Annotated in this window: 20 protein-coding genes, 1 tRNA gene and 2 rRNA genes; 17 read left to right on the forward strand and 6 right to left on the reverse strand. The window is 55.8% G+C overall.

Annotated elements, in window-relative coordinates; all coding sequences use genetic code 11:
- The first annotated feature begins 327 nt into the window (after nucleotides 1-327).
- From CKV99_RS01405 to CKV99_RS14645, 5 genes are all read left to right on the forward strand, one after another.
- Nucleotides 328-3407: ribosomal RNA gene (locus tag CKV99_RS01405) — 23S ribosomal RNA — on the forward strand.
- A 245-nt stretch (nucleotides 3408-3652) separates the two neighbouring features.
- A 5S ribosomal RNA gene (gene rrf, locus CKV99_RS01410) occupies nucleotides 3653-3770 on the forward strand.
- Nucleotides 3771-4165: 395 nt separating this feature from the next.
- Nucleotides 4166-4495 carry a hypothetical protein gene (locus tag CKV99_RS14635; RefSeq protein ID WP_231910127.1) on the forward strand — a complete coding sequence of 110 codons (330 nt, stop codon included), beginning with the start codon at nucleotides 4166-4168 and terminating at the stop codon, nucleotides 4493-4495.
- A 120-nt stretch (nucleotides 4496-4615) separates the two neighbouring features.
- Complete coding sequence (locus CKV99_RS14640; protein WP_231910128.1) at nucleotides 4616-5167, forward strand: ABC transporter permease family protein; 552 nt, start codon at nucleotides 4616-4618, stop codon at nucleotides 5165-5167.
- A gap of 23 nt (nucleotides 5168-5190) precedes the next feature.
- On the forward strand, nucleotides 5191-5616 hold the full coding sequence (locus CKV99_RS14645; RefSeq protein ID WP_231910129.1) for an FtsX-like permease family protein: 426 nt from the start codon (nucleotides 5191-5193) through the stop codon (nucleotides 5614-5616).
- Here the strand turns inward: CKV99_RS14645 and CKV99_RS01420 are convergent.
- From CKV99_RS01420 to CKV99_RS01430, 3 genes are read right to left on the reverse strand one after another with little or no spacing between them, the layout of a single operon-like run.
- Entirely contained in the window at nucleotides 5613-5969 is a 357-nt protein-coding gene (locus CKV99_RS01420; protein WP_092257393.1) for a FluC/FEX family fluoride channel, read from the reverse strand. The genes CKV99_RS14645 and CKV99_RS01420 overlap by 4 nt on opposite strands.
- Nucleotides 5970-6284 carry a fluoride efflux transporter family protein gene (locus tag CKV99_RS01425; RefSeq protein ID WP_092257396.1) on the reverse strand — a complete coding sequence of 105 codons (315 nt, stop codon included), beginning with the start codon at nucleotides 6282-6284 and terminating at the stop codon, nucleotides 5970-5972.
- A 10-nt stretch (nucleotides 6285-6294) separates the two neighbouring features.
- Nucleotides 6295-7713 carry an alanine/glycine:cation symporter family protein gene (locus CKV99_RS01430; RefSeq protein WP_092257399.1) on the reverse strand — a complete coding sequence of 473 codons (1419 nt, stop codon included), beginning with the start codon at nucleotides 7711-7713 and terminating at the stop codon, nucleotides 6295-6297.
- A gap of 237 nt (nucleotides 7714-7950) precedes the next feature.
- On the opposite strand from CKV99_RS01430, the gene pgm reads away from it, so the two are divergent.
- A complete protein-coding gene (gene pgm / locus CKV99_RS01435; protein ID WP_092257402.1) occupies nucleotides 7951-9606 on the forward strand; it encodes a phosphoglucomutase (alpha-D-glucose-1,6-bisphosphate-dependent) in 1656 nt (551 codons plus the stop codon).
- Between the two features lie 226 nt (nucleotides 9607-9832).
- Here pgm and CKV99_RS15040 read toward each other — a convergent pair whose 3' ends face one another.
- Both CKV99_RS15040 and CKV99_RS14185 read right to left on the reverse strand, forming a co-directional pair.
- Entirely contained in the window at nucleotides 9833-9991 is a 159-nt protein-coding gene (locus CKV99_RS15040; protein ID WP_197697202.1) for a response regulator transcription factor, read from the reverse strand.
- A gap of 185 nt (nucleotides 9992-10176) precedes the next feature.
- Complete coding sequence (locus CKV99_RS14185; RefSeq protein WP_143063411.1) at nucleotides 10177-10365, reverse strand: hypothetical protein; 189 nt, start codon at nucleotides 10363-10365, stop codon at nucleotides 10177-10179.
- A gap of 481 nt (nucleotides 10366-10846) precedes the next feature.
- Here CKV99_RS14185 and CKV99_RS01445 point away from each other — a divergent pair, with 481 nt between their 5' ends.
- The 7 genes from CKV99_RS01445 (at nucleotide 10847) to CKV99_RS01475 (ending at nucleotide 14718) form a co-directional block, all read left to right on the forward strand.
- Nucleotides 10847-11332, forward strand: a complete 486-nt coding sequence (locus CKV99_RS01445) for a MauE/DoxX family redox-associated membrane protein (protein WP_092257882.1) — start codon at nucleotides 10847-10849, stop codon at nucleotides 11330-11332.
- 137 nt (nucleotides 11333-11469) lie between these two features.
- A complete protein-coding gene (locus CKV99_RS01450; RefSeq protein WP_092257408.1) occupies nucleotides 11470-12201 on the forward strand; it encodes a DsbA family protein in 732 nt (243 codons plus the stop codon).
- A gap of 102 nt (nucleotides 12202-12303) precedes the next feature.
- Nucleotides 12304-12379: transfer RNA gene (locus CKV99_RS01455), tRNA-Ala, on the forward strand.
- Between the two features lie 157 nt (nucleotides 12380-12536).
- Nucleotides 12537-12875 carry a hypothetical protein gene (locus tag CKV99_RS01460; RefSeq protein WP_143063412.1) on the forward strand — a complete coding sequence of 113 codons (339 nt, stop codon included), beginning with the start codon at nucleotides 12537-12539 and terminating at the stop codon, nucleotides 12873-12875.
- Nucleotides 12876-12938: 63 nt separating this feature from the next.
- Entirely contained in the window at nucleotides 12939-13367 is a 429-nt protein-coding gene (locus tag CKV99_RS01465; protein WP_157728335.1) for a TetR/AcrR family transcriptional regulator, read from the forward strand.
- Nucleotides 13368-13381: 14 nt separating this feature from the next.
- The gene (locus tag CKV99_RS01470) at nucleotides 13382-13753 is read left to right on the forward strand and encodes a hypothetical protein (RefSeq protein WP_092257418.1); all 372 of its coding nucleotides are present in this window, start codon (nucleotides 13382-13384) and stop codon (nucleotides 13751-13753) included.
- Between the two features lie 200 nt (nucleotides 13754-13953).
- Complete coding sequence (locus CKV99_RS01475) at nucleotides 13954-14718, forward strand: fructosamine kinase family protein (RefSeq protein WP_092257421.1); 765 nt, start codon at nucleotides 13954-13956, stop codon at nucleotides 14716-14718.
- Between the two features lie 18 nt (nucleotides 14719-14736).
- Here CKV99_RS01475 and nadE read toward each other — a convergent pair whose 3' ends face one another.
- Complete coding sequence (nadE, locus tag CKV99_RS01480; RefSeq protein ID WP_092257424.1) at nucleotides 14737-15582, reverse strand: ammonia-dependent NAD(+) synthetase; 846 nt, start codon at nucleotides 15580-15582, stop codon at nucleotides 14737-14739.
- Between the two features lie 25 nt (nucleotides 15583-15607).
- Here nadE and CKV99_RS01485 point away from each other — a divergent pair, with 25 nt between their 5' ends.
- The 4 genes from CKV99_RS01485 (at nucleotide 15608) to nrdI (ending at nucleotide 18624) form a co-directional block, all read left to right on the forward strand.
- Nucleotides 15608-17002 (forward strand): sugar porter family MFS transporter, encoded by a 1395-nt coding sequence (locus tag CKV99_RS01485; protein ID WP_092257427.1) that lies wholly within the window; start codon nucleotides 15608-15610, stop codon nucleotides 17000-17002.
- A 161-nt stretch (nucleotides 17003-17163) separates the two neighbouring features.
- Entirely contained in the window at nucleotides 17164-17286 is a 123-nt protein-coding gene (gene ykgO / locus CKV99_RS01490; protein ID WP_034665258.1) for a type B 50S ribosomal protein L36, read from the forward strand.
- 467 nt (nucleotides 17287-17753) lie between these two features.
- Entirely contained in the window at nucleotides 17754-17987 is a 234-nt protein-coding gene (gene nrdH / locus CKV99_RS01495) for a glutaredoxin-like protein NrdH (RefSeq protein WP_092257429.1), read from the forward strand.
- A gap of 100 nt (nucleotides 17988-18087) precedes the next feature.
- Entirely contained in the window at nucleotides 18088-18624 is a 537-nt protein-coding gene (nrdI, locus tag CKV99_RS01500) for a class Ib ribonucleoside-diphosphate reductase assembly flavoprotein NrdI (protein ID WP_092257432.1), read from the forward strand.
- Nucleotides 18625-18742: the final 118 nt, after the last annotated feature.

Consider the following 18742-nt stretch of genomic DNA (forward strand, 5'->3'; position numbering starts at 1 on the left):
GTTTTTTGGTCACTGGTTGGTGACTGTTGGTGGTTGAGTGCCCGTGTGTGGTGCTGCCACTGTGTGAATCCGGGTGGATGCATGCCGGCGGGATTGTGTGTTCTGCTTGGTGCCTGGGGTGGATGCTGTGCATATGAACGATTTGCCATGACTGTTGTTGTGGGGTGTGTTGGCATGCTGTTGGGTGTCTGGGGCAACGTGTGTTGTTTCGTGGCTTGCTGTGGTGGCTGATCCTTTGTGTTGGGGTTGGTTGTTGTGGTGGGTGTGTTGTGTGAGAACTGTATAGTGGACGCGAGTATCTTTATTCTTTTTGTGTTTTGTGTGTTGTGTTTTTTGTTGTAGGCACATAGTGGATGCCTTGGCATGCTAAGCCGATGAAGGACGTGTGAGGCTGCGTTATGCCTCGGGGAGTTGCCAACTAAGCGTTGATCCGAGGATGTCCGAATGGGGTAACCTGGTGCCAGTTGTGTGGTGCTACCCGCAGATGAATTGATAGTCTGTGTGGGGGTGACGCGGGGAAGTGAAACATCTTAGTACCCGTAGGAAGAGAAAATAATAATGATTCTGCTAGTAGTGGCGAGCGAACGTGGATGATGGCTAAACTGTATGCGTGTGATACCTGGCAGGGGTTGCGTGTGCGGGGTTGTGGGATGCGACTTGTCGGAACTGCCATTTCGGCGCGTGTGTGATTGTGGTAGTGGAACTGGCCTGGGATGGTCGACCGGAGAAGGTGAGAGTCCTGTACGTGAAGCTGTGGTTGCGTGCGTGTGTTGTTGTCCCGAGTAGCAGCGGGCTCGTGGAATCTGTTGTGAATCTGCCGGGACCACCCGGTAAGCCTGAATACTTAGTGTGACCGATAGTGGATAGTACCGTGAGGGAATGGTGAAAAGTACCCCGGGAGGGGAGTGAAAGAGTTCCTGAAACTGTGTGTTGTCAATCCGTCAGAGCATGTTGTGTGTGATGGCGTGCCTTTTGAAGAATGAGCCTGCGAGTCAGCGGCATGTCGCGAGGTTAACCCGTGTGGGGTAGTCGTAGCGAAAGCGAATACTAATTGTGTGTGTAGTGGCATGTCTTGGACCCGAAGCGGGGTGATCTACCCATGGCCAGTGTGAAGCAGCTGTAAGAGGTTGTGGAGGCGCGAACCCACTTAGGTTGAAAACTGAGGGGATGAGTTGTGGGTAGGGGTGAAAGGCTAATCAAACTCCGTGATAGCTGGTTCTCCCCGAAATGCATTTAGGTGCAGCGTTGTGTGAGCTTGCCGGAGGTAGAGCTACTGGTTGGTTGAGCGGGACTATTATCTTAGCAATGTCAGCCAAACTCCGAATGCTGGTGAAGTGTTGCATGGCAGTGAGACTGTGGGGGATAAGCTTCATAGTCGAGAGGGAAACAGCCCAGATCGCCGGTTAAGGCCCCTAAGGGTGTGCTAAGTGGAAAAGGATGTGGGGTCGCGATGACAGCCAGGAGGTTGGCTTAGAAGCAGCCATCCTTGAAAGAGTGCGTAATAGCTCACTGGTCGAGTGGTTCTGCGCCGATAATGTAGTGGGGCTTAAGTACACCGCCGAAGCCGCGGCAGGCACGCATTTTTTGTGTGTGTTTGGGTAGGGGAGCGTCGTGCATGGTGTGAAGCGGTTCCGTGAGGGGTTGTGGACTGTGTGCGAGTGAGAATGCAGGCATGAGTAACGAGTGTGAGGTGAGAATCCTTACCGCTGGATGACTAAGGGTTCCTGGGTTAAGTTCGTCTTCCCAGGGTGAGTCGGGTCCTAAGGCGAGGCCGACAGGCGTAGTCGATGGTGAACGGGTTGATATTCCCGTACCCGTATATGTGCGACCAAGGGCGAGGCAGTGATACTAACCACCCATAATCATGTGGCTGTTGTTTTTTGATGATGGTTGTGTGTGCGTGCGTGGGGCCTGATCTGTAGTAGTTCAGTGATGGGGTAACACAGTGAGGTAGCCGCGCCATCTGTTGGATGGTGGTGTAAGCGTGTGGCACGGGGATTTGTGAAATGCGGTCCCTTTTTTGTGTGAGGCGTGATGCGTAGCCCTGTTGTGGGGTGATGGTGGTGATCCTGTGCTGTCGAGAAAAGCCTCTAGCGATGTGTGTGTACGGCCCGTACCCGAAACCGACACAGGTGGTCAGGTAGAGAATACTGAGGCGGTCGGGTGAACTGTGGTTAAGGAATTCGGCAAATTGCCCCCGTAACTTCGGGAGAAGGGGGACCATGGCTGGTGCTGCTGCTGTGCGTGGTGGTTGCTGGTTGTGGTCGCAGAGAATAGAGGGAAGCGACTGTTTATCAAAAACATAGGTCTGTGCGAAGACGGTTAAGTTGATGTATACGGACTGACGCCTGCCCGGTGCTGGAAGGTTAAGAGGACCCGTTAGGCATTTGTTTGCCGAAGCGGAGAATTTAAGCCCCAGTAAACGGCGGTGGTAACTATAACCATCCTAAGGTAGCGAAATTCCTTGTCGGGTAAGTTCCGACCTGCACGAATGGCGTAACGACTTCCCTGCTGTCTCAACCACAGGCCCGGTGAAATTGCAGTACGAGTAAAGATGCTCGTTTCGCGCGGCAGGACGAAAAGACCCCGGGACCTTCACTATAGCTTGGTATTGGTGTTCGATGCGGTTTGTGTAGGATAGGTGGGAGACGTTGATGCAGTCACGCTAGTGGTTGTGGAGTCGTTGTTGAAATACCACTCTGGTCGTATTGGATGTCTAACCTTGGCCCATGATCTGGGTTGGGGACAGTGCCTGGTGGGTAGTTTAACTGGGGCGGTTGCCTCCTAAAGAGTAACGGAGGCGCCCAAAGGTTTCCTCAGCTTGGTTGGTAATCAGGTGGTGAGTGTAAGTGCACAAGGGAGCTTGACTGTGAGAGGGACTTCTCGAGCAGGGACGAAAGTCGGGACTAGTGATCCGGCACCTACTTGTGGATGTGGTGTCGCTCAACGGATAAAAGGTACCCCGGGGATAACAGGCTGATCTTCCCCAAGAGTTCATATCGACGGGATGGTTTGGCACCTCGATGTCGGCTCGTCGCATCCTGGGGCTGGAGTAGGTCCCAAGGGTTGGGCTGTTCGCCCATTAAAGCGGCACGCGAGCTGGGTTCAGAACGTCGTGAGACAGTTCGGTCTCTATCCGCCGCGCGCGTTGAAACTTGAAGAAGGCTGTCCCTAGTACGAGAGGACCGGGACGGACGTACCTCTGGTGTGCCAGTTGTTCCGCCAGGAGCATGGCTGGTTGGCTACGTACGGGAGGGATAACCGCTGAAAGCATCTAAGCGGGAAGCCTGTTTTAAGATGAGGTTTCTGTTGAGGTTCCCTAGAGATGATGGGGTTGATAGGCCAGACCTGGAAGGTAGGTAACTACTGGAGGTGACTGGTACTAATATACCGATAAGAAAAACACTCAAACACCCAGGGATATGACATAGAGTGTTGTTGGGTGGTTGAAGCGAAACACAAAAAGCATCATTGTGGTGCTTGCGTCTACTATGCAGTGTCTGACACAGCACACATACATGTGTGTGAGTCATATATATAAGTCAATATTGGTCTACTGGTCACTGTGTTGAGGTGATCCTGATCGACATACATACACTATCCCCCCACTGTTTGGGTGGGGAGTACTGGTGTGGGATGCCCTTTATGGTGTGTCGGTGGTAGATAGCGGCGGGGAAACGCCCGGTCCCATTCCGAACCCGGAAGCTAAGCCCGCCCGCGCTGATGGTACTGCATCCGGGAGGATGTGGGAGAGTAAGACACCGCCGACCTAAAAACTAGATATAGCAACAAAATACAAAGCACCCGGAGTGCGCCAACCCCTCACCAAAAGAGGGCAGGCGCACACCGGGTGCTTTATTCATCTTAGGATTGCTACCAGGTCATTCATCTTGCGGGTGGCGATACCTTTTGCAAACGAATTCATACTTTCGTTAGGACGCTTTCGGTTTTGAGTACGTCACTGTCTTCGGCGGCATCACCCCCCCGCATCATTTTCTTAACAGGGACGGAAATAAGCCATACCGAAGCCAGCGACTAGTTCCACTGTCCTTCCAGAACAAGGGGAACGGAAACAAACTTAACCCGCCCAAACAGGGGACGGGCTATGAATCTTCGGCGCCCTAGGGTGAAACTGCTAACGACGTAATGGGCAATGGGTACACCGATGCCAAATTCCGGCCTCGGACTTTCCGTGTCCGCAACGTTGGTTCCTATTCTCGTCGGCACGCTCGTGACCGTGATTTCTGCCTGGGCTCCGGCACGGCGCGCAGGCCAGGTTGAGCCGGTCGAGGCGATGCGCTCAAACGAAGCAGCCAGCCCGCAGCCACTTGTAGCATGCACGATTATTTGGCTAGTCATGATCGGTGCGGGGATCGCCACCGCTGGCTGGGCCGTGGCATGGGAGGAAGGCACCACGGGTAACCGGACCATCCTCGTAGGGGTGGGCACCTTGCTGGTGATCATCGGTTTCTTCCTGGCAGGTCCGGCGCTCTAATTACCGTTGGTACCACCGTTCAGACGATTCATCGGGCTACCTTTTGGGGCCGTCGGCACGCTCGCTTCCACGAACACCATACGTAACCCGCGGCGCAGATCCGCGACAGCGTTCGCCTTGATGTTCGGCATTGCGCTGGTCACGGCGATCGGAATGCTGCGGCCACAAACGGGAGCGTTGCCTGTCCCAGCGGACGTGCCGGATGCGGTGTGCGATGTTGAGGGAGTGGATCAGACTGTGTTTTATGCGCGGTCACCCGTGGCCGTCGACGGTACATACTCGTTCCAGGCTGGTCCGCACAGCTTGACAGACGTCATGGGTGGTGACCCAGCGGAATTAGTCGATCTTGAGATGGCGGAAGGCTCGAGCGACTTGGCAGGCCACACCCTGATTTCTCCGCGTGAGCTTGCCGACGAGCACGGCTGGCAAGTCGGAGGCACAGTCGAACTCTCAGCACCGGGGATCTCGCAGGACACGATCGAACTAACGGTGGGCGGGATCTTCCAGCATTCCTCGGTTTTCCCCAAGTTCATCGTCTCCTACGACGCTGCCACAGAGTTGGTCCCACCACAGGCGAACACGATTTTAATGGTGGGTGTCAACGGCGATGGAACGGTGGAACACGAGCAGCTTCGCGCGAACCTCGAAGACGCTGTGGAAGACCATTCGTAGTCCAGGTCCGCAATACTGAGAAGATGGCTGGTGAGGCCACAGTGGCGATCGACCAGATGTTGTCCATCCTGTACGCGCTGCTGGCGTTGGCGGTGATCATCGCGATTCTGGGTATTGTGAACACCTTGACGTTGTCTGTGATTGAGCGCCGCCAGGAGATCGGCATGTTGCGCGCTGTGGGTACTCAGCTTGGCCAAATTCGCACCATGATCAGTTTGAAATCTGTCCAGATCGCGGTCTTTGGTGCGGTGGCAGGCATGGTCGTGGGGCTTGCGCTGGGTTGGGCATTCCTTACCGTGTTGGCGGACCAGGGCCTGGATACAATCGCCATTCCGTGGGGCTTGTTAGTCACGATGCTGTTCGGTTCTGGGGTGGTCGGTGTGCGCGCCGCCCTGTGGCCGGCGCAGCGTGCTGCTAAAACCCCGTCGCTGGATGCGATCGCGGATTAGAACGTGCCGGAGATACGCCCAGCCCACACGGTTCCACGGTGGGCGGCAATGATCCCGATAACCACCGTGGCGAGAACATAGCGCGTAAGCACCCGCCACTGTTTCGCCCGTGCCAGCCCGCCAATCTCTTTGGCCAGCGTGGACCAGGTGGATAACGCACCGGCGAATCCCGAGCCAAGGGCCAGTGGCACCAGACCGGGCCCGGATACCGCGATGCCTAACACCACCGCAGCGATCATATTTGCGGCGAAAGTGCCTACCCGAGCACGCGGAATCAAGCTGAGTGCCCAGCGCCCCATCCCGCCGAGAAAACCGCCGAGGCCAACTGCAAGGACTGCGTAGAGTATCTCCATCTACGCTCTCCTGCGCCACCAGTCGCCGGCCAACCATGCGCCTACGCAAGCAAGGAGCGTAACGACGACCAACCCCAAAGCGGTGCTTGCCGAGGAGGTGGCTGTGGCTAACGCAAACGCCGAAAAAGTAGTGAACCCGCCTAAAAATCCGGTGCCCCAAAACTTTCCGGGATTGCACAGGCCCATGAGGAAACACCCCACAATATTGATGAGGAGAACGGTGGGGATGTCGTCGTTAAGCACGCTCGAAAGCCCGAACCGGGCCAGGGCACCGAGTGCTGCGCCGACCCCAACGAGAAGTCCCTCTTTGATCATCTACAAGATCTTACTTCCAATGCATCTGCTGCTTTTTTACAAACTCGGCGACCTCTTCGGGTGAGCGTTTGAGATGGGGATCAAACTTCAGGTACTCGCGGGTCTCACGCGCCACGAGGCCGGAGAGGATAAGCAGGCCGATCAGGTTCGGCAGGGCCATCAATCCGTTGGCCAAGTCGGAGAAAGTCCAGGCGATCTCGATCTGGCTGATCGCGCCGATGAACACCACGCAGGTGAAGAACAGGCGGTAGGGCAGTGATGCCCATTGGCCAAGTAGTGCCACGATGGAGCGCTCACCGTAGTAGGACCAGCCAATGATGGTGGAAAACGCGAAGAAGATCAGCGAAACAGAAACGATCGTGCCACCCCATTGGCTGCCCAGGACAGTAGAGAATGCTGAGGAAGTCATGGTGGCTGCGTTGTCTGCGCCCTGGTCCCACACACCTGAGGTGACGATGACTAGGCCTGTGATCGTTACGACGATCATGGTGTCGATGAAGGTCTGAGTCATTGACACGAGCGCCTGGCGGGTGGGGTGCGAGGTTTTTGCCGCTGCCGCGGCAATGGCGGCCGAGCCCATGCCAGACTCGTTGGAGAAGATGCCGCGGGCCACGCCGAAACGCACCGCCATCATAATGCCAGCACCCAGGAAGCCCCCTGTGGCTGCGGTACCGGTAAATGCGTCAGTAAAGATCGCGCCCAGCGCGGCCGGGATCTGGTCTGCCATCAATACCAGCGAGACGATGCCGCCGGTGACGTAGACGAAGATCATCAGTGGAACGAACGCCGAGGTGATCTTGCCGATCGCCTGAATGCCGCCCAGTAAGACAGCGCCGACTGCGACGAACATGATGATGCCGGTGATCCACGGATCGACCCCGAAGGTGTCCTCCATACCAGCGGCTACCGAGTTGCCCTGGGTAAGGTTGCCGATGCCAAACGACGCGATGATCGCAAACACAGTGAACAGAAACGCCAGGATCTGCCCGACAGGGCCGGGGATACCGCGGCGCAGATACTCTTGTGGGCCACCGGACTGTGCCCCCTTGGCGTCTGTCACGCGGAAGCGGACACCCAGATAGGCCTCGGTGTACTTGGAAGCCATGCCCACAGCACCGGTGACCCAGATCCAGAACAGGGCACCAGGTCCGCCGAGGGCGATGGCTGTTGCAACACCCACAATATTGCCGGTACCCACTGTGGCAGCCAGAGCCGTCGTCAGTGCTTGGTAGTTGGAGATGTCTCCTTCGCCGTCTTCTTGCTGGTCAATCAGTGCGTGACGTAGTGAACGGCCGAGGGTGCGAAATTGGATTCCGGCAAGCCGGAAGGTGAGGAAGATACCTGTGCCGAGCAGGACAGGGATGAGTAGCCACGGGCCCCACACGAAAGAGGACGCGGCGCTAAGGGCGGTGTTGAGGGAGTCAAGCATGTTAAGAAACTAGCGGGACTGGACTGTGGTGCGGAACACTTTCCGTTAAAGTGGCACTATTGCTACCCCCGGGTGGGGGTAGGGGTAGGTGAACTTGCTGGTAGATGCGGCTGATAAGTGAGAAAGGTCAAGTTCGATAGATAAATGTGACGATGGCGACCAAAATGGATAGAAGGGACTTTTCCTGTTGCCCGATGTAGAACTTGATGTTGAACCCGATGTTGAAGGAGAACTGACATGGCCCACGAACGTGCCGGACAGGTAGCACGCCCCGAAGACCTCATTGATATTGCGGAGTTGGTCACCGCCTACTACACCCGCGACATCGACCCAGACAACCCAGATCAGCAGGTAGCTTTCGGTACCTCTGGCCACCGCGGATCGTCGTTGGATAACGCTTTCAACCAGCAACACATTTGGGCGACTACGCAGGCGATTATTGACTACCGCCGCGACAACAATATCGGTGGCCCGGTTTTCGTGGGGCGCGACCCGCACGCCTTGTCTGAGCCTGCCATGGTCTCAGCACTTGAGGTGTTGCTCGCCAATGAGATCGAGGTGCTTGTCGACGACCGCGGCCGCTACACTCCAACGCCTGCGGTGTCGCACGCGATCTTGGCGCACAACGCCACGCTGGATGGCGGCGTGACCGGCACTGATCCGAAGCGTGCTGACGGCATTGTGATTACCCCGTCCCACAACCCACCACGCGACGGTGGCTTCAAGTACAACCCACCATCAGGCGGACCTGCCGACACGGATGCGACCGATTGGATCGCCAACCGCGCAAACGAATACCTGCGCGCAGGCCTTAAGGGTGTGAAACGCACAGCGGTTACGGGCGTGCTCGATGACCGTGCCGTGAAGTTCGACTTCATGGGTAACTATGTCGAAGATCTGCCGAACGTCCTGGACTTGGACGTGATCCGCAGCTCTAATCTTTCGATCGGCGCAGACCCCATGGGTGGTGCATCTGTGGACTACTGGGGGGCTATCGCTGAAGCGCACAAGCTGAACCTGACGGTGGTCAACCCAGAGGTCGACGCGACCTGGCGTTTCATGACGTTGGATACAGACGGCAAGATCCGCATGGATTGCTCCAGCCCCAACGCGATGGCTTCCCTGATTGCCAATCGCGACAAGTACGACATCGCTACCGGCAACGATGCTGACGCGGATCGCCACGGCATTGTCACCCCAGACCATGGCCTGATGAACCCCAACCACTACCTCGCGGTGGCCATCGAGTACTTGTTCTCTAACCGCCCGAACTGGGGTGAGAACACCGCTGTGGGCAAGACCCTGGTCTCTTCGTCCATGATCGATAATGTGGTGAAGTCCCTGGGCAAGAAGCTCGTCGAGGTGCCAGTGGGCTTCAAATGGTTCGTTCCAGGCTTGATCGACGGCTCGGTCGGCTTCGGTGGTGAAGAGTCTGCAGGTGCGTCCTTCCTGCGCCACGACGGCACAGTCTGGTCCACTGACAAGGACGGCATTATCTTGGACCTGCTGGCAGCAGAAATCACTGCGAAGACTGGCAAGACCCCATCGCAGCGCTACGCCGAGCTTGCCGACGAGTTCGGCGCTCCTGCCTACGCGCGCACCGATGCAGAGGCGAATCGTGAACAAAAGGCTACGCTCAAAGCCTTGTCGCCGGAAGATGTGAAGGCGACCGAGCTGGCGGGTGAGCCGATCGTCGATAAGCTCACGAATGCTCCTGGAAACGATGCCCCTATCGGTGGCTTGAAGGTGACCACGGAATCCGCGTGGTTTGCTGCACGCCCATCCGGCACGGAAGACAAGTACAAGATCTACGCCGAAAGCTTTAAGGGCGCCGACCACCTAGCCCAGGTGCAAAAGGAAGCCCAAGCCCTGGTAGACGGCGTACTAGGCTAGCGCTGTTATGCCCACATCCGCTGAATGTGGAAGTCACACTGTGGAAATAAGCGTGTCGAAGGGAAAATTTGCAGTGACACGCTAAAAGCTGCATTGTGACTTCCATACTCAGCGCGGGTGGGTTTTGGAGGCTGGCGAAGAAGTCGCGCACATCGTGGTAGATTTTCCGTTCTTCGTAGTCAGCGCTTGTTGCTGAGACTACGTCGCAGATCTTCCAGAAGGACCACTAGAGTTGGAGTAGCAACGGTACCCGATACTTGACTAGAAGATTAGCGACATGTTTTTTCACGGCTGCTTCAGTGACGTTTAATTCTTTCGCAATGCCCTGATTAGAAAGCCCTTCTAATAGGAGGTTTAATACTTGTGCCTCCCGCTTTGTCGGCACAATGTTTACGGAGTTTGCACAAGTCGAATCCTCCTTTACCGGCCGAAGATATTGCTTTAAACGGCCAGCAATGTCCGAATCAATGTATGTTCGGCCCGCAGCAGCCTCCTGGACGGCTTGAAGAACTGTAATCCAATTTGACGTAACTGCGCCAACTCATTTTCTAGCTCAGAGTTTAAAAGCCCTTAGTGGGATTCATGTTCATGCTCAGCCACAACAAACGCCGTTTCACCTTTGAGGTAACCCAGAATGCTCCGCAGAGAGCGGATGGTCGTGTGTGCTTCCTCATGAACCATTCTTCTTATAGATTCGGCCTGTTTCCCGGTGTTTTCCGGAGCGGTTAGCAAGACGATGCGGGTCAAGGAATCAGCCACACCGTCGTGAAGCCTATGGCAACATCAATCCGTCCTTTTACCTGTTACCTGCTCCAGTTCTGATCGGTTCCGTTGATTCTCCTCCGCTATGAGCAGCAAACGACGTGCAGTACCAACCGAAAAGGCAGCCAAAAGAGCAAGAAAGCCCACCAACAACTCTCCCAACCACGAAACATCCCATGCCGCTAGTGGTTCACCCCACGTACCAGACCGTCACGCCCAGTGCCATGACCGCAGCACATTTCCATCGACCAAAGAGAGAGTGCATTTCCACAAGAAAAACACCAAGAGCCCAACAGATACTCCAGCTTCCACTGTCCACCATAATCATGACACACCAAAGTAACCCGGCTTGAGCGGTAGGCGCGTGCCATTTCCAGCACGCGTACTACTCATGTTCGGTCGCGGGTGGCGTTTCCTGTTTAAGAATGCTGACTTCTTTTGCTGGTCTTAATGGGCTGGTGTGAGCTATGGTTTCTGTGTGACCGTGATCGAAAAGCAGCAAGAGACACCACCCCGAATCAGCCGCGCGACGGTTCTAGATGCCATTGGTGCGCTTTGCCGATTCGGGCTTGCAATCGTCTGGATTGCCGGTGGAGTCACGAAAATTGGGGACCGGATGGCGGTGACCCAATCTATTGCTGCGTATGAAATATTCACCCCGTACTGGTCGGATATTCTGGCGCAGCTGATTGGCCCGTTGGAAATTGCGGGTGGCTTGTTCCTTCTGCTCGGGCTGTGGTTGCGCCCGTCGGCAAAGCTGTCTGCCGTAGTCATGGTGCTTTTCATTATTGGTCTCTCGCAAGCGTGGGCCCGAGGACTCGAGATCGACTGCGGATGTTTCTCTCCCCAGAGCGATGATCCCTCCACGGATTACCTCAGTACGATTTTGCGCGACGTTGTTTTTGCGGCGATGTCTTTGTACATTGTCTACCGCCCGTTTAAAAAATGGGCCATCTACCCATAACACTGTGACACGTTGTTTCACAGTGGCTCACAACGTATCACAGTGGTAGAGCTTCACAGTGGGGCACATAGAATTACAGTTCGTGAGCAAAAGTCAACGAGAAATTTCCGTTTTAACCCAAATGATAAGGTGTAAGAGTGAGTACTAAGAAGGTCCAAAACCCAAACCAGAGTTCCAATACTGGGTTCATCTGGGCAATTGTCGCCGTCGTGGTTATTGCAGCGATTGTTATTGGCTTCATCGTATACAACGGTCGAAGCCAGAAAGCTGCCGAGATGGCGGAGAACATGGTTCCGGTCGAAGGTGTTGAGATGACCTACGACAAGGACGAGGGCACCATCGTGCTTTCCGCTGCCGACGGTGGTGAAGAAGCTCCGCATGCTGAACTTTTTGAAGACTTCTCCTGCAATTACTGTGCTCAACTTGCGGTGAACACCGATGAGCAGATGCTTGAGGAGATCAAGGCGGGTGACCTTGAGGTTGCGATCCGTAGCCTGAACTTCCTAGACCGCGGCCAGGTAGGTAACTCCACCAGGGTTCTGGCGGCTGTGTTGGCCACCGCGGATAGTGGTGACTTGGATCTGTACTGGAACTTCCGCAAGACGATGATGGAGAAACAGAAAGAGATTTACAACCAGTGGAGCGATGAACAGTTCGCTGACTTAGCTGAAGCATACGGTGCAGACGCCGCAACTGTGGATGCGATCCGTAATGCTGAGTACATCGATGAGGCCACGAGCGTGGCTCAGGCGAATGCTGATTACCTCAACGAACAGACCGGCGATGTCTCCTCTCCACGTGTTCTGGTCGATGGCCAGGTTGTCCAGGTGGAGGACATTAATACCTGGATTGATGTGGTAGCCAAGTAGGAGCTGGGCAACGTCTCGTCCCTAAGCTTCGCATGGGGTGTGAGCTTGGGGGCGATTTTGTCTGGCCCACGGGGCGGGGTATAGTGACCTCATCACCTTAAAGGGGCATTGGCGCAGTTGGTAGCGCACCACAATGGCATTGTGGGGGTCATGGGTTCAAATCCCATATGCTCCACCACTAGGACGCTCATTTTGATACAAAGTGAGCGTCTTTTTGATTTCTGGCTTGAGGGACAAAATGTGTGCTCCCAGCCTCTGTTCTCCCGGCTTCACTGTTCTCTTCGGTTGTCATTTTTCGTTTTTCCCCAAGAGATTTCCAAAACTGGCAACCGAATGTGTTTCTGCAAATTTTTCTGGGCTCCGGCTGGAGGCTGGATGCAGCAAAGATTGAGTGGTCAACCACGGGACGATTGAAGCTGCAGGAAAAGGCTTACACCACCGATTTCCTGACCAAACCCATGAAGGTCAATGAAGGTGAAGTACCCCAGTACTACGTGGCCGGTGACTATCCAGCGATCGTCGAACCAGCAACCTGGGATGTCGTGCAAACAGAACTCGTCCAGTACTCCGGTAAAGGAACCACCAACACTCACCCCTTCTCCAAGCGGGCACGGTTGGCGGCGCTATCGAGGTTCAGGTTAAGCCGTGAATACCAGCTACATCGGTGGTTGTGATGGGCCGGAATCATTCACACCCCAATTCTTGACTACCTGTTCTAGAATGATTATTCTAGAATTGTGGCAAGACCGAGAGAGTTTGACACCGTAACGTTCCTGCGACAGGCGGGTGAGTTGTTAGTGAGGCGGGGCTATAACGCAACGTCGATTGATGAGATTGTGAAAGTCACTGGAGTGGCCCGAGGTAGTCTGTACTCGATCTTTGGATCGAAGCAAGGAATATTTATCGCAGTACTTGAGCATGCGGCAGAGCAGTGGAGTCAATCTGTAGTGCCGGATGGGCAGCTGCCAGCAACCGATCTGCAGGACGATCCTGAGACACTGCTGAATCTGATCAACGTTGCAGTTTTCGAGATTGCATCCCACAGTCCTGAAATTGCTGAACTGATCCAACGCATTATCGATACAAACGGAATTACAGCCCAAGCCCTTGGTCGGCGTGCACTTGGCCGGGCTGGTTTAACCGAGGCGGCCGGCCAAAGCTGTTAAGAAAGAGGAAAAACATGACTCGTAATAACGTCGAAATTCAGGGCGAAGAACTTATTGTCACCCCGCGAGGGTTAGACAAGTTGTGGTCGTTAACGAATGAAGTCCGTGTGCCACTCTCACTCGTGCGAGGTGCCACGCATGATCCAGGTATCGTGAAAGAACCGAAGGGGCTGCGAGCTCCGGGGTTAAATACGCTCGGTAAGAAGGTGTCAGCGACCTACCGCAAAGATCACGAACGCCACTTCTGGAACGTCACCGGCGCAGCCGATGTGCTCGTCATTGAAGTTGATCCGTCGTTCAAGTATAGTCGCCTCATCCTATCCGTCGATGACCCAGTTGGCCTGGAACGAGAAATCAATCAGACAGTTTGCAACGGGACATCCTAACTGGGGCGCTTCTTCTCGTGCTCGTTGGAATCGCAAGCGAACGCGGGTGGGTGTCAAGCGCTCAGGCTTGCGCACCCACCAGAGCATTACCTGCTGCCACCCAGAGCCTTGTATCAAAATAAACGTCGACGTAAGCCAGCGCCGTTGTGCGACGCGAAAACCTAGCGCGCACTCCGGTTTTTTCGTTAATGTGGTTAACGATGAGAAAAGAAACTTTCACCAAGTCAGGATCCGCCCCCGGTGCCGCCGCAGCTGAGGCTGCTGGCCTGCGTTGGCTGCGCGAAGGATCGAACCGGGTTATTGAAGTCCTTGACGTAGACGAAGCGAATAATTCGTTGACTATTCCGCGGATCCGGCGCAGTCGCCCCACCGCCGAATCGGCACGCACCGCCGGTAGTGAACTTGCCCGAATTCATGCCCAGGGAGCCGACGCATTTGGTGCTCCACCGGCCGGGTGGGGTGGCCCCACCTTCATTGGGCGTATTCAGCAGGAATGTACTCCGACTGATCGTTGGGCGCGGTTCTACACCCGCCAGCGCGTCCTGCCCTTCGCTGAGGCGGCGCACGCCGGTGGCACGCTTGCCGACGAAGGCCTCGATACCGTTCGTCGTGCGTGCGAGGCGATTGAACGCACTGATGAGGACTCTACGGTTGCCCGCATTCATGGCGATCTCTGGAACGGAAACGTGATGTTCTCAGCAGACGGGCCGTGGTTTATTGATCCCGCAGCCCACGGAGGCCACGCGCTGACCGATATTGCGATGCTCGCTCTTTTCGGGGCGCCGTTTTTCGACGACATCGTAGCCGGGTACCAGTCTGTAGCCCCGCTTGATAGTCATTGGCGCGAGCAGTTGCCCATGCATCAGTTGCACCCGCTGGCGGTACACACCCAAACGCACGGCAGGGCCTACGCCTTGGACCTTATTCAGGCTGCCGAGGCGACGCTGGACCTGTTGGGCGCCTAACCCTTCTTTGAGGGGATGCTACTTCCACCAGGTGTCGTGCGGCCCTGGTGGCAGGTGGCGTTTGTGTTGTCCTGTAGCCCATAGCTGTTCGATGCGCTCGCGGTCTTGCTCGCTGACTGGTTTGCCTTCGAGGTAAGTATCAATCGCTGAATACGTAATTCCCAGTGCTTCCTCGTCGGAAAGTGCTGGCCTGTCGTCTTCGAGGTCGGCGGTGGGGACCTTTTGGTAGAGCTGCGGTGGGCAGCCCAGGTGTTTCAGCAGCTGCGCTCCTTGGCGCTTGTTTAGTCCTGCCAGGGGGACTAGGTCTGCAGCACCGTCTCCGTGTTTTGTGAAGAAACCTGTCAGATTTTCTGCGGCGTGATCAGTGCCGATTACCAGTGCTCCGACTTCGCCGGCAATTGCGTATTGTGCGATCATGCGTTGACGGGCCTTCACATTGCCGTTGTTAAAATCGGCTAGTGCGTCGATTCCTAGGGCGTGGGATACCGCCTTGTTCATCGCGGCGGTGGCGGGTGCGATGTTCACTACAAGGCGCCGGTCCGGCTGGATAAACTCCAGGGCAGCTTGCGCGTCGTCTTCGTCGGATTGCACTCCATGCGGGAGGCGTACCGCCCAGAAGGTTGCGTCGTGTCCGTCTGCTCGTCGCTTTTCGACGGCTAGTTGGGCGAGCCGTCCAGCCAGGGTGGAATCTTGCCCACCAGAGATGCCGAGGACGTATCCTTTTGCGCCGGTTACCGCAAGATAATCCAGCAGAAAAGTGATACGTTTATCAATCTCTTCTGCTGGATCGATCAAGGGGCGGGTGACCAGCGTCTCGATGATGGTTTTCTGTGTTTCATCGACTGGGTGAGACATGACAACCATCGTAGTTAAAGGCAAAGATGTTCGTATGAAGACTCCCAGTTCCACCCCCGATACCCGTGGGGTAACAACCACGCCGGAGCAACGTCGTTACGTGCGCACTGTCGCTAGTATCGCCGCGTTCGCTGGCCTCCTTTTCGGCTATGACACCGGTGTTATGAGCGGTGCCCTGCTATTCGTCAGCCCCGAATTCGGGATGTCCGCCACTGAAGAAGGATTGGTGACCTCCATGCTGCTGGTGGGAGCCGCTGTTGGCGCCTTAACAGGCTCAGCAACCGCGGACAAAATCGGGCGGCGCGCAACATTGATGGTGGGAGGCATCATTTTCATTGTCGGCTCAGTGTGGTGCGCCCTGTCGGGATCAGTGCTGATGTTGTCGTCGGCACGCACGCTTTTGGGTATTGCAGTGGGTGCTGTCAGCATCGTCGCGCCGATGTATATTTCCGAGATGGTGCCAGCAACGGTGCGCGGGAAGATGGTGTCGCTGAACACTCTCATGATCGTGGTAGGGCAGCTGGCGGCCTACCTCGTCAACTCTTTGCTTGCGCCCACCGAGAATTGGCAACTGATGCTGGGGCTTGCAGCCGTGCCTGGCCTCATCCTGACAATTGGTATGTATTTTCTGAGTGACACTCCAGTGTGGCTGGCCCGTCAAGGACGTGTCGACGAAGCACGCGCTACCGCAACGCGCGCCGGGATGGATTTGGCGGAGCTGACCGAGATCACCGAGCAAGACGCAGCGCAACGCGAAGCACAACAAGGGCAGTGGAGTCGGTTGAAGGAGCACCGCTGGCTCAAGATCACCGTCTTAGTTGCGGCGCTTCTGGGAATCACCCAGCAAATCACCGGTGTCAACGCGATTGTGTATTTTGCGCCCACCATGATGAACCAGGTGGGCCTATCCACTCAGAACTCGGTGTATACCTCAATTGTCATTGGGCTGGTCTCTGTGGTGGCCTGCTGGGTTGGGCTGCAGGTGATCGACCGGATCGGGCGAAAACGGTTGCTGACTATCGGCCTGGTCGGTAATGTGATCGCCCTCGCGATTCTTGCACCTGTCTATGGTGCAGCCCACGGTAATACCGCACTGGCCATGGTTTCATTGGCGCTCATGGCAATATTTATCGCCTCTCAGCAGGCGGCGGTTTCGCCGACTACCTGGCTGTTGATCTCGGAGCTGGTTCCCACGCAAATCCGCGGGCTAGGCATGGGGCTGGCTGGGCTGGCGTTGTGGACGGCGAACTGGGCCGTAGCACAATTTTTCCTGCCCCTCGTCGAAGCGTTGGGCGCGACCAGCACATTTGTGATGTTCGCTGTGCTGGGCCTGGTTGCTCTTGGGTTCGTCCGTGCGATGGTGCCGGAGACGATGGGACGCAGCTTGGAGGATGTCAGCCGTGAACTGGAATACAAGTACTCCAAGTAGCAATGGCCCTTGCGGGAGGTTTGGTTCCTGGCTAGTGGTCGGGTAATATGAATCCCCGTGTCAATACCGGCTGCTTTAAAGCTGGTCGTTGCCGGTAGCCTCTCCTTTTTGGGGGACGGTCGCCGATGATCTATTCACTTCTCGAAAGAAAGGAGCGTCCGATGAAGGTCCGCAATTCGCTTCGGTCGCTGAAGAACAAGCCGGGCGCTCAGGTTGTGCGCCGTCGTGGCAAGGTTTACGTGATCAACAAGAAGGACCCGCGCTTCAAGGCCCGTCAAGGCTAGACTGCGCAGGAACCTATCACGGCTGCCCTAGGCACGCTCTCAAGGAGAGCACCTAGGGCAGTCGTATTTTTTGGCGCGCTATGGGCAAGTTTCTGCGTCAACCACCCGAAAAGGGGGAGTATGACAGGTCCACGAAAGCTTATACTGCGCTTAATGGAAGCTAAAGGCGCAGCTCTAATGCCATCATTGTTATTTCGCGTTAGGCGCAGCCGCGGATACTTTGAACTACATGTAGGTGATTCCTCGGTGTCATCCTGGGAATTTCAAGGGTGTAACTACTATATGTAGTGTTGTTTGCGTTGAACTGGCACAAAGTATAGGGTTTTGTGGTGTCGCCCCGAACGGGGCAAAAGTTCCAGAAGGGCTCGAAAAAGCCCTTATAGTTCGTCGTATCGCATCGCACGTCAGTAACGTCGGTAACGTCAGTAACGTCAGTGCGGGCGCAGAGAGTTGAAGAAGGGCATTCCATGACCATCACCGTGTACACCAAGCCAGCCTGCATGCAGTGCAACTTCACTACCAAAGCCCTCGACAAGGCCGGGCTGGACTACACCCTCGTCGATATCAGCATGGACGATGAAGCACGTGATTATGTTCTCGCTCTCGGACATCTCCAGGCGCCAGTCGTCGAGGTCAATGGCGAGCACTGGTCCGGTTTCCGCCCAGATCGCATCCGCGGTTTGGCTGAGAAGGCCGCGTAGCCACCCATCTCTCTCTCATACACTGCCACCGACTACCCCCCCTTAAAGTTTCGGTGGCTTTTGTTTATGGCATCACTTCAAGAAGGGACGTGAGTCGCTCGTGCTCGTCGTGTATTTCTCCTCCGTTACGGAGAACACCCGCCGGTTCGTCGACAAGCTCGGACTACCTAGCAAAAGGATTCCCCTATACCGCAAGGATGAGCCGTTGGTCGTTGATGAGCCCTATGTGCTGATCTGCCCAACCTACGGTGGGGGAGTGTCGTTGAGCCAGCAAAACACGCGGCCAGTTCCGAAACAGGTGATCCGCTTCCTGAACAACGAGCACAACCGCAGCCTGATTCGCGGTGTCATAGCGGCGGGCAACTCGAACTTCGGGCCGGATTACTGCATCTCCGGGGACGTGATCTCGCACAAGTGCCAGGTTCCGTACCTGTATCGCTTTGAGCTGATGGGCATGCCTGAGGATGTCGTACGGGTTCGTGACGAGTTGATCAACAACGCTGAACGCCTCGGGCTCAACCCCATCGATTCAGCCACCGTGGACGCGATTCGTGCCGAGCAAGAAGAAAAGACCAAGCAAAACGCCGAAATTCTGGCTCGGCTCCGTGCCCGGTATGACCATCGGGTCCGCTCCTAAACGCCCCCTCGTGACCGCCGCTAATCCGCCGGACTTCAAATGAACTTCGATTGAACTACCACTGAAATACAACTGAATGATGGACTAATTACCCAATCACTTCTGAAAGGTTTAACTA

This window comes from Corynebacterium cystitidis, from assembly GCF_900187295.1.
Taxonomy (GTDB): domain Bacteria; phylum Actinomycetota; class Actinomycetes; order Mycobacteriales; family Mycobacteriaceae; genus Corynebacterium; species Corynebacterium cystitidis.

What these genes read in the sequence shown, in the direction of transcription:
- nrdH (WP_092257429.1), top strand. Translation starts at nt 17,754, where the DNA reads ATGACCATCACCGTGTACACCAAGCCAGCCTGCATGCAGTGCAACTTC.
- CKV99_RS14640 (WP_231910128.1), top strand. Translation starts at nt 4,616, where the DNA reads ATGTTCGGCATTGCGCTGGTCACGGCGATCGGAATGCTGCGGCCACAA.
- CKV99_RS01420 (WP_092257393.1), bottom strand. Translation starts at nt 5,969, where the DNA reads ATGGAGATACTCTACGCAGTCCTTGCAGTTGGCCTCGGCGGTTTTCTC.
- pgm (WP_092257402.1), top strand. Translation starts at nt 7,951, where the DNA reads ATGGCCCACGAACGTGCCGGACAGGTAGCACGCCCCGAAGACCTCATT.
- CKV99_RS14635 (WP_231910127.1), top strand. Translation starts at nt 4,166, where the DNA reads ATGCCAAATTCCGGCCTCGGACTTTCCGTGTCCGCAACGTTGGTTCCT.
- CKV99_RS01475 (WP_092257421.1), top strand. Translation starts at nt 13,954, where the DNA reads ATGAGAAAAGAAACTTTCACCAAGTCAGGATCCGCCCCCGGTGCCGCC.
- nadE (WP_092257424.1), bottom strand. Translation starts at nt 15,582, where the DNA reads ATGGTTGTCATGTCTCACCCAGTCGATGAAACACAGAAAACCATCATC.
- CKV99_RS01425 (WP_092257396.1), bottom strand. Translation starts at nt 6,284, where the DNA reads ATGATCAAAGAGGGACTTCTCGTTGGGGTCGGCGCAGCACTCGGTGCC.
- ykgO (WP_034665258.1), top strand. Translation starts at nt 17,164, where the DNA reads ATGAAGGTCCGCAATTCGCTTCGGTCGCTGAAGAACAAGCCGGGCGCT.
- CKV99_RS14645 (WP_231910129.1), top strand. Translation starts at nt 5,191, where the DNA reads ATGGCTGGTGAGGCCACAGTGGCGATCGACCAGATGTTGTCCATCCTG.
- CKV99_RS01470 (WP_092257418.1), top strand. Translation starts at nt 13,382, where the DNA reads ATGACTCGTAATAACGTCGAAATTCAGGGCGAAGAACTTATTGTCACC.
- CKV99_RS01430 (WP_092257399.1), bottom strand. Translation starts at nt 7,713, where the DNA reads ATGCTTGACTCCCTCAACACCGCCCTTAGCGCCGCGTCCTCTTTCGTG.
- CKV99_RS01485 (WP_092257427.1), top strand. Translation starts at nt 15,608, where the DNA reads ATGAAGACTCCCAGTTCCACCCCCGATACCCGTGGGGTAACAACCACG.